Annotated in this window: 6 protein-coding genes; all 6 read left to right on the forward strand. The window is 39.0% G+C overall.

Annotated features, from left to right (window positions below; genetic code table 11):
* Window positions 1-1,178: phage baseplate assembly protein V (locus tag QRN68_RS20755; protein ID WP_285398901.1), on the forward strand; the 1,178-nt coding region annotated here is incomplete at its 5' end.
* A 15-nt stretch (window positions 1,179-1,193) separates the two neighbouring features.
* Entirely contained in the window at window positions 1,194-2,291 is a 1,098-nt protein-coding gene (locus QRN68_RS20760) for a pentapeptide repeat-containing protein (RefSeq protein WP_285398902.1), read from the forward strand.
* Between the two features lie 39 nt (window positions 2,292-2,330).
* The gene (locus QRN68_RS20765; protein ID WP_285398904.1) at window positions 2,331-2,828 is read left to right on the forward strand and encodes a hypothetical protein; all 498 of its coding nucleotides are present in this window, start codon (window positions 2,331-2,333) and stop codon (window positions 2,826-2,828) included.
* Window positions 2,829-2,911: 83 nt separating this feature from the next.
* On the forward strand, window positions 2,912-3,310 hold the full coding sequence (locus QRN68_RS20770) for a DUF4280 domain-containing protein (RefSeq protein WP_285398905.1): 399 nt from the start codon (window positions 2,912-2,914) through the stop codon (window positions 3,308-3,310).
* Between the two features lie 33 nt (window positions 3,311-3,343).
* Window positions 3,344-8,896 (forward strand): DUF6531 domain-containing protein, encoded by a 5,553-nt coding sequence (locus QRN68_RS20775; protein ID WP_285398907.1) that lies wholly within the window; start codon window positions 3,344-3,346, stop codon window positions 8,894-8,896.
* Window positions 8,897-8,924: 28 nt separating this feature from the next.
* The gene (locus QRN68_RS20780) at window positions 8,925-9,284 is read left to right on the forward strand and encodes a hypothetical protein (RefSeq protein ID WP_285398908.1); all 360 of its coding nucleotides are present in this window, start codon (window positions 8,925-8,927) and stop codon (window positions 9,282-9,284) included.
* Window positions 9,285-10,372: the final 1,088 nt, after the last annotated feature.

The raw sequence follows: 10,372 nt of genomic DNA on the forward strand, positions 1-10,372 counted from the left end.
AAACCTATCAAAATGCAAGTATGCCATATAGTGAATTAATAGATGTATGTATTGCCGATCAAAACGGTGCAGATTTCATGGATTGTGTTACGAATGGGGCTAATCTTGGTAGCTTCACAATGCAATATATAGAGACAGATTGGGAGTTTCTTAAACGAATGGCATCGCGATTCCATACAGGCTTAGTGCCAGACACGGTACATTCAGCCGCAAAGTTTTACTTCGGTGTCCCGTTTCAAGCTGGGGGTACGCCGGAAATGGAGGCCATCAATTATCGTGTAAAAAAAGCAATTGGCAACTTCCTTGTCTCCAGTAAAAATCATCTCGACAGTATTACCGATAGTGACTACATGTACTATGAAGTAGAATCGCTTCAACCATACAAAATAGGTAATGAAGTTACTTTCCAATCTAAAACATTGTATGTCTATAAAATCTTCTCGACGCTAAAAGATGGTTTATTCAAGCATATCTATACGTTAACACCTCAGAACGGTTTCAGTGTTCACACTACGTATAATCAAGCTATTATTGGTGCTTCTATTCAAGGAAAAGTAATTGATGTTGCAGGGGACAAAATTCGAATTCATGTCGATTTCGATGAGGGGCAAGAAAAGGATACGGCTTATTGGTTTCCGTATTCAACAATCTATGCATCAGAAGATAATACAGGATGGTACTTCATGCCGGAGCTATCTGACAATGTGAGAATCTACTTCCCAGGCAATCGTGAGAGTGAAGGGATTGCGATTAGTTCTGTCTCAAAAGCGCCTCCAAAATCTGGTGCGATGTTAGCGGCGACGAATCCGCCTAGTCCAGGAGGCGGTGGCGGCAGTGGGGCAAGTGCTGCACCACCGGAGGATAGTCGCCAAGATCCAGCACGTATGGCTGATCCAGATGTCAAAACACTCAGAACGAAGCATGGTAAACAAATTTTACTTGCACCTGATCGGATTGTCATATCTGGTGGAGGATTAATGATTTCGCTGATGGATGACAATGGGATCTCCATCATAAGTGATAAAAATATTACTTTACAAGCAACAGATAAAGTCGCTATCAATGCGAAGCAAATTATGATTAATGCCAATGAAAAAATTGAGATGACTTGTAAAGAAAATTCAATCAAGATGGAAGACAAAATGGAGATTAAAGGAACGGAAGTACGAGCAAATTAGTGAGGATGTGGATGCATGAAACGAGAAGAAGCATTACAGCATTTTATGGATGAATGCGTGTCAGTTCATGTCAGCCGGTTGCAAGAGAAGGTTGATCGACAGTTTCGCCAAGAGAAGGAAGTTTTGCTACAGCCAATTATAAACGCACTTGAACAGCTGTTTGCGAATAGTAGAGATCAGCAAAAACAGGAAAAGTTAGCGCCAGTTGCCTTTATCCATTTTTCATTGCTACGAACATCATTACTAGAAAATAAGTGTACGTATTTGCTAGAAGCATATGGAGAAACCTGGTATTACGATTGGATAGAATGCACGGCACAGTATGAAGCAGACTGGCTTAGTGAGGCGATGATAGATTTACAAAAAACGCTTGAAATAGAAAGAAAACCGTATATCACTATTCAATCTGCTGATGTTCGAGCAATTATTCAACAGATCGTCATTCTGTTTCATCAATATATCATTCAATTGGTACGCTACTTGTTTCGCTATCAAAAAGAAAGCGTCCCTGCAATCAATTTTCAACGAGCAGCGTGCTTGCGATTTCGTGTCGGTGAATATAAAGGGTTTAGTGAAGATGTTGCAATCATTGATGAACGGGAACGAGAGGAAAACAATCTGCTCTCATGGTTAGAGAAAAACGAGACAGACAAATCGTATACGTTTGAAAATTTCTCAAGCCTACCATTACAGCAAAAACATTTTAATCAAATGGACTTTTCCTATGCAAATTTCAATGGGAGTGACTTAGAAGGTGCTTCATTGAAACAAAGTGTTTGCATTGGTACTAGTTTTGTAGATTGTAAGTTAGCGAATGTTGATTTTTCTTATGCAGCCATTCAAGATGCTGATTTTCGAAATGCCAATTTAGTAGGCGCTAATTTTACTCATGCACAGGGAAAAACGCTGAGGCTTTCCGATGGAGAAGTTGCGTGCTACCTGGGTACTGATTTTAGAGATGCTAATTTGGAAAATGCAAGGTTTGAGTTTGCGCAGATCACAGGTGCCAATTTTACAGGTGCCAATTTAAAAGGAGCTACCTTCTTTAAACGTGATCAAGAGAAATGTAGATTTAGCACAGAGCAGATAGAAGATATTCAATGGATTCATTAACTGTGAAATCGACAGATATGATAGGTACAGGAGGAAGAGATGGAGTATTTTATTGTTCGGCAAGATCAAAGCATTACAAATCCAATTATTCCTTTCAAAACAGACCTCGATGATAACTTTGTCTGTTCATCTGTATTCGGGGAAGTGCTAGAGAAAGAGAATGCGATCTATCTGGATTATTTGGATAGGCCCAAAAGAATCGTGTCCGATGATCTAAAAGAGTTGTTAGTGAAATACGAGGATCACTTAGAGTTTACAGCCATCGTCTTTACGGATGTGAAGAAAGGGACACAGCGCGTGCATTGGCTTATGGACATTGTGAAGAAGAACTGTATTGCCGATGAGACGATTTATTATCCAGACGGACAAATAAAGGAGCTCGTGATTGACCCTAAGAAGGTGGAACTAGATTGTATTTTTCAAGTCGACGGCAAAAAGGAATCTTTCACCATCGTCAATTTAGATGTGGCGGAAAGTATGCTGCGACGACCATTTCTCGGGATCCAGTTGCAGCGAGTGAGACTAGCGAGACAGTAGATAATGTCTGTTAAATCAGCCGAAAACACTGTTGAACAGTAGTTTGAAACAGTGTCAAAGCGATACGAAAGGATGGATTGCTAATGGCTCAAGTTGTGGAAAATTTAGAGACAGAAGGTTCGGAACAGGAGCAATTTAGTTATGTAGTACATGGGGCAATCATTGCCTGTGAGCATGGTAGCCATCTAAATTATTTAAACTTGCCGCAAGATCATGGCGTATTTATCAAAGAGAAGGCCGTGATGAATGTAGGAGATCGAAACCCTGATAATATTCCAACTTTTGGTGTCTGCTTAAAATTGGAAAAGCCGTGTACGCCAGTCTGTTCCATTGATTGGTTGGAAGGAATGGAAAATGTCAATGTCGAGGGGAAGCAAGCGTTATTAAGCCGCTGCCATACGCAATGCTCAGCAGGTGGAGGCAAAATCGATATTGTTCATGACGGGCAAGAGGAATTAGAAATACCAATACAAGGTTTTTAAGAGAAAATCGATTGAGAGGAGGTTAGTAATGCAATGCCAGGAGAAAAAGAAGTACACATTGTCAGTACGTATGAGGATCTTGAGCTCGTATGGCCTTATCCACTTATTCATTTAGATAAACTAACAATCAAACATAAGGGTAATGACCATGCGAGACTGTACTTTACGGGAATGATCGCTGAAGAGCAAGCGCAAAAATATATTCAGCGGGTCAGTCATACAGATGAAGTGGTCGTGAAATTTGGACGAAACAGTGACATACTATTCTCAGGAAGAATTGAAAACGCGGAGTTGCAGGCATCACAAGGCGTGCACTATGTCTCCGTTGAGGCGGTATCATTTACGGCCAATATGGATATTGAGAAGTGCTCACGTTCTTTTCAAGATGCGAATATGACGTATGTGCAGTTAATCAATACTATCGTGGGAGCCTATCCTCAAGGGGATTATATCGACCGAGCTTCTAACGAACAGGCCATTGGTCAAATTTCGATCCAATACTTAGAAACAGACTGGGAATTTATTAAAAGAATGGCCTCCCGTTTGCATGCGGTTGTTTTTCCTGATTTAAAAGGAAAGGGTGCTCGATTTTGGCTCGGTACACCTCAAAGTAGAAAAAGCGTAACTATCGATCATCTGCCTTCTGTATTACGTATGGATGTAGATTCGTATCGTTTGATTACTGAAAATGATGGTACGGATGTGAGTGAAGCCGATTATACCTTCTGTGAGTTTGAAAGCACGGAAGCCCATGACTTAGGTACGTTGGTGCAATTAAAGGGGAGATCCTATGTTATAACGGCTCGGGAAATCTATCTTGATAAAGGTGTGTTGAAGTTTCAATATACTGGCCAACCAGAGAAAAGTATTCGTCAGCGATTAGTACGTAATTTAGATCTCATTGGTGCAGCCTTTACAGGAAAGATCATTGATGTCACGCAAAACACCGTTAAAATTCATTTAGATATAGATAAAAACCAAGATAAAGAAAAAGCACATTGGTTTGCTTATTCAGCAGATGCTAATAGCGTTATGTATTTAATGCCCCAAATAGGCGCGCGTGCTCAATTGCATTTTCCAAGTGCAGTGGAGGAAGAGGCCATCGTCATCAGCTCGGTGCGTGTTAATCCAGTCACAGCAGAGGGTGGGCAAAAGCAGACGAAGAAAATGGCGGATACGACCGTTAAGTCCTTGGCGACCAATGCTGGGAAAGATGTGACATTAGGTGTTGGAGATATTAGTTTTAGTGCAGTAGATGGGGTATTGGACTTAAAGATGGATGATGGAGATGGCGTAACATTTCAAAGTAACAGTACCATCATGATAGCGGCAGATGAAACACTCGAAATTAGTGGCATGAAAGAGCTCTCCGTGGAGGCGGAAGAATGGATTGCTATATCAGCGCAGGAGAAAAGCCACGTGATCCTTGCGACTGACACCCAGTTAATCAGTACGCTCATCGATCAAGAAGGTACGGAGAAGAAAAGCCAACCACCGAAGTTAAATGCAGAAGCAATCGAAGCCACGTCGAAAGTTGACGTAATTTTCCCGAAAAAGCAAGAGGAGGAGAAAGAGAAAAAAGGCTTCTTTAGTAAATTAGTAGATGGCGTAAGTGCAGCATTGGATGTTGCTGGGTTTATTCCTGTCATAGGTACATTTGCAGATATAGCGAATGCAGGAATTAGCTTGGCAAGAGGAGACTACATGGGAGCAGCCATGAACATAGTAGGTGCGGTTCCAGTAGTTGGTGATGCAGCAAAGACAGCTTACAAGGTCAATAAAGCGTCAAAACTTGTAAAAACTGCTGATAAGGCACTAGATGCTTCAAAAGCTGTAGCAAAAGGGATGAAGGCAGCTTATCCGAAAGTATCTAAAACGTTAGATGCAGTAAAGGAACTAGTGGAACTAGCTAACAAAGGATCTAAGGCTGTGAAGACGGCCGCAGATAAAGTCATTTCGTCGATGGATGAATTGCTCGCTGCGTCGAAGGTAATAGAAGGTATGAAGGATATAGCTACAAAAGGGCTAACGAAATTTAATCATAAAGTATTGAAGGACAGTAAATTTAAATGTACACAAGGGTTAAGTGAGAAATTCTGTAAATGGGGTTTTGAACCTGTTGATTTAATTACAGGGCGTATGGTTTATGAAGGCGTCGATTTTGAACTACCTGGACCCATCCCCCTTTCCTGGGAACGTGCTTGGTACAGTGATAGTAGTCGGATTGGCTTAACAGGTCATGGTATGCATTTTACATACGATCTAGCCTTAGAGATTTTTGAAGAAGATGACCTGATTGGGATTGTTGTGACGGATGGTCGCGCAGTTGGCTTTCCAATTTTACCAATAAACTTGCCGTATTTTAACAAACGAGAAAGAATGACCTTAACAAATACAGGCGAGGAGTACCATTTGTTTGAGCATGATACACGATTGATTTATGTATTTGAACAAACAACAGAGACAACATACCGATTAAAAGAAGTAAGAGATGAACAAGACCATCATATTCAATTTGCGTATAACCTTAAAGGGTTCCTATCTCAAGTAACCGACAGTGTTGGTAGAGTGCTCGAGGTTACTACTAATGAAGCAGGCAGAATGACAGAAGTCGCCTTACGTAATCAAATGAGTCGTGAAGTCTTAGTTCGCTATGTTTACAATAATGGGCAGGATTTAATCGAAATTCAAGATGCATTAGGGCAAAGTACACATATCAAATATGTTAAACATTTAATGATGCAAAAAATAGATCGCAATAAAAATAGCTTCTACTGGCGCTATGATGGTCCAACTACAGGTGCACGGGTAATCAAAACATGGGGAGATGGCAATGTTCTTGCAGGGGAACTTTCATATCATGAGGGCTATAATGAGATTACGAATAGCTTAGGCCATAAGAGTTATTATTATTTCAACGAAGATAATCTCTGTACGAAAATTGTTCATCCAGATGGTAGTGAAGTTAGCTATGAATATAATGAGGACTTTGAATTACTTCAAACAGTAGATGAAGATGGTCGTGTAACGGCATATAGCTATGATGAGTGGGCAAATCCAGTGACGATTACTCTTGCAGATGGCAGTACCTTATCTTCACAGTACGATGAGAAGGATAGGCTAATTCAGGTAGTAAACGCAGAGGGTGGAAGTCGTCAGTGGATTTATAATGAAGACGGTACATTACAGGAAAATATTTTAGAAGACGGAACAAAGACTGAATTTTCTTATAATGAGCATCGTTTAATTGAAACGGTGACAAATGCGCAAGGCCATGTGGTAAGCTTAGCTTATGATACTGATCTAAACTTGAGTCAAGTAACATTACCAGACGGGACAAGTTCGACATGGGCGTATGACCGTCGTGGTAACTGCACAACAACGACCAATCCGCTAGGGGCCACAGAGAAATACCGTTATGATAGCTTGAATCGCCTAATACGGGCAAATCTTTCAGATGATAACGACGTTCAATTAAAGTACAATGCCTATGATGAGGTCGTTTTTGCGAAAGATAACCATACGCAAGTAACCTTTGATTACACTATTCTTGGTAGTTTAATATCCCGAGAACAAGGTGGGAAGAAAGTCAAATTCACCTATGATACAGAGGAACAGTTAACCGCTGTTATCAATGAAAAAGGCGAAGCGTATCAGTTTGAACGTGATGCGAAAGGGAATGTTATCAAGGAAATCGGCTTTGATGATATTGAAAGAACGTATGAGCGAAGTCTAGCTGGATTGGTTCAGAGGATTCAACGTCCAGGTGATCGTTTTACAGCGTACCAGCATGATGGTCTAGGGAATGTCATTCGAGCTGATTATTATGATGACACTTGGGAAACGTTTGGCTACGACAAAAATGGTTCGTTAATAGAAACTGAAAATGAGCATGTGACCGTAAAGCTAGAGCGAGACCCATCTGGACAAGTAATCAAGGAATGGCAAAATGACCATTGGATTGCGAGTAGTTATGATGAATTAGGCAACCGTTCACAGATAACAAGTAGTTTAGGTGCAAAAATCGATGTCGCTCGTAATGAGATGGGCAATGTGTCACAAATTATGGCTTCTCGCTCAGAGCAAGAACAGTGGACAGCATCCATGCAGTACAATGAACTCGGTCAAGAGATTGAGCGAATCTTGCCAGGGGATGTCATTAGCAAATGGCAATATGATGTAACAGGTAGACCAACACACCATCGAATAAATAGTCAAAACCGCGACACACGAAGACGAGTGTATAATTGGGACGTCAATCATCGCTTACGAAGCATGGTCAACGAGTTAACAGGTGTAAAAGTTACTTATGGTTACGATGAATTCAGTAACCTCGTTTGGTCCAATCAAGGCGGTCAATTTGATTTCTTACACCGCAGTGTTGACGATGTCGGGAATTTGTATGAAACAAAAGAAAAGACAGATCGTGTCTATGGTGCCGGAAGTAGATTGCTTGAAACGAGAGAGGCAACATTCTCTTATGATGATGAAGGGAATATGATTCAGAAAGTTAAGAAGAATGGTGTTACGTGGAAGTATGAATACTATGGCAATGGCATGATGTCTAAAGCTATATGTTTTTCACAGAATCAATCCGTTTTAAAAGAAGTTCATTTTATCTACGACCCACTTGGACGACGAGTGGCCAAAGTGAGTGAAGGCAAAGCAACAAAATTCCTATGGGATAGGAACACCATTTTACACGAATGGAACATTACAAAAGAAAGTGGACTGTCAAATGCAGGAAACAAAAATCTTACTACATGGATATTTGATGCAGACAACTTCATTCCAACAGCCAAACTAACAAATGAAGGCAGTTACAGTATCATAACTGATCACTTGGGCACACCGGTAAATGCCTACGACGAACAGGGAGAAAAAGTTTGGTCACGTGAACTTGATATTTATGGCAGAGGAAAATCAGAACTAAACGAAGACAAACAAGTAAAAGAATTTACAGGAGATACAGACTTTATTCCATTTAGGTATCAAGGACAATATCACGATATTGAAACGGGGCTTTTCTATAATAGATTCCGTTACTATGACCCAGAATCAGGAAATTATACTCAAATGGACCCAATCGGGCTTGTGGGTGGAATGCAGTTATATGGATATGTTCATGATACAAATACTTCTATTGATATATTTGGATTGAGAGGAAAAACTACATTTTATCATGCAGGAAATATTAAAGGATCAATAAATCCTTCTCTTGGTCGTCCTAATTTAGATTTTAATCCAAGTGGTAAAGGAGGGTTTTATGTAACGACAGATTTATCACAGGCTCAAGAATGGGCAGCTAGAAAAAGAACAAGTATTACACGATTTGAAATTCCAGATACAGAATTATCAAAATTAAATATAAAAACATTTGAAACACCTACAGGTGAATGGGCAGAATATGTTAAGAAAGGTCGAAGTGGAACTCTTTCCCATTCTTTTGATGCTGTAAGAGGACCGATGCTAGCAAATCCTAGAGCTGCTATGAAAGGTGGAAAACCAATACCAATCGGTAGTCAAATGGCGATTTTTAGTGATAAAGCTGCTACCTTATTTAATAAACATAAGGTATGTCCATAATAATCAATAAAAGGGAGAGAAATGATGTATGGATAGAGATGGTACTATCTTGATTGATACAAGTTCAAGTCAGAAAATTATTTATAATGGTTTTACTTTTAAAGAAATTATTAAAGGTATTATTGTAGAATATGCTAAAAAGTCTAAAAATGAAGCAGAATCGATTATTAATAATTTCAAATACTTTTCAAAGCCTATCGAGACATATAGTGATGCATTATTTTTTAGTCATGAAACAGAGTATCATTGGGCTATGTGTATGGTCTATGGTGATAAATATTGGTTAGAGGGTATTAATACAGCCCCCCCCAATAACTATAATGAATGGGAGTCAGAGTACATCGCTAAAAAAAAGTTAGCAGATAGCAGTTTTGAATTTTTAAACTAAGTTGGGGTTATTTTCATACAAGGTAAATACCTCAAAGTGCTTATACTATTCATGAAAAGGGAAGGTGTCGTTGTTAAATTATCTGTTATGAAAATAGGTTATCGAAGTGAAATCGACAAAATTAGAAATTCTTTAAAGAACTATTACAAAAACTACTAGAATGAGCAATTCAAAAGTGAAGAGGAAGAGTACATTGAAAACAAAAAGGTCAAAGAACAAATAAAAAAATTAATAATTCAAGTTTATAATGATAGTACTCTGTCTGAAGCAGACAGAGGGTATATAATAAAAGTAGCGGTAGAACTTCTGGCAAAAAATACAGGTTGTGTAGAAGGCGTAGTGATTGCTGAAGATATTCTTGATAGTCTTTTTAATGATATGAAAATACTAAGTCAGGGAAATATTGATAATTTTCACGAGCAATATTCAAGCAGAAGATGGCGGTAAGGACTGGACCATTCTCAAAAAAGTATACAACATTTTAGAAAAGTAAAAACGAAGCCAATGTACAAATAGAAAATAGACTCGCCATGACTTTTCATGTCATAACGAGCCTATTTTCTATTATTTTGTTTTAGCGATGAGTATTAAAAATCGAAAATTAGGTCTTTTGGTGAACAAGGAGATTGCGATTATTAGTTCCGGTATGATAACTTGAATCGCCTTGTAGGGCAAACCTTTCGGATGGTAACGACATTCAATTAAAGTACAATGCCGATGATGATGTTGTTTTTGCAAGGGATAACCATACGCAAGGAAGGAAGAAAGTTAAATTTATCACAGTAGATAATAGAAGACTATATGATATGCTGCTATAAAGGCTAACTCAAAGGTGAATTCTATTTGGCCGACTGAAGGAAATTTAGGGAAATGAATTTAGATACACGTCTTAGCACTGAAAAAGCTGGTAGGACAATTAAAATTCTTACCCTAGGTAAAGAAATGGTGGGCATAATGAGAACCAGATTTATAGATTTATAGATACAAACAGTGGGTATAAATAATGCTAGAGATGCGAGTTGATTTTAAATAACTCAACTTTCGCAGTAAAAAAATCCTGATCAACACTTCGCATTATTAGCTTTTTT

This window comes from Lysinibacillus sp. fls2-241-R2A-57 (genome assembly GCF_030209535.1).
Lineage (GTDB): Bacteria > Bacillota > Bacilli > Bacillales_A > Planococcaceae > Lysinibacillus.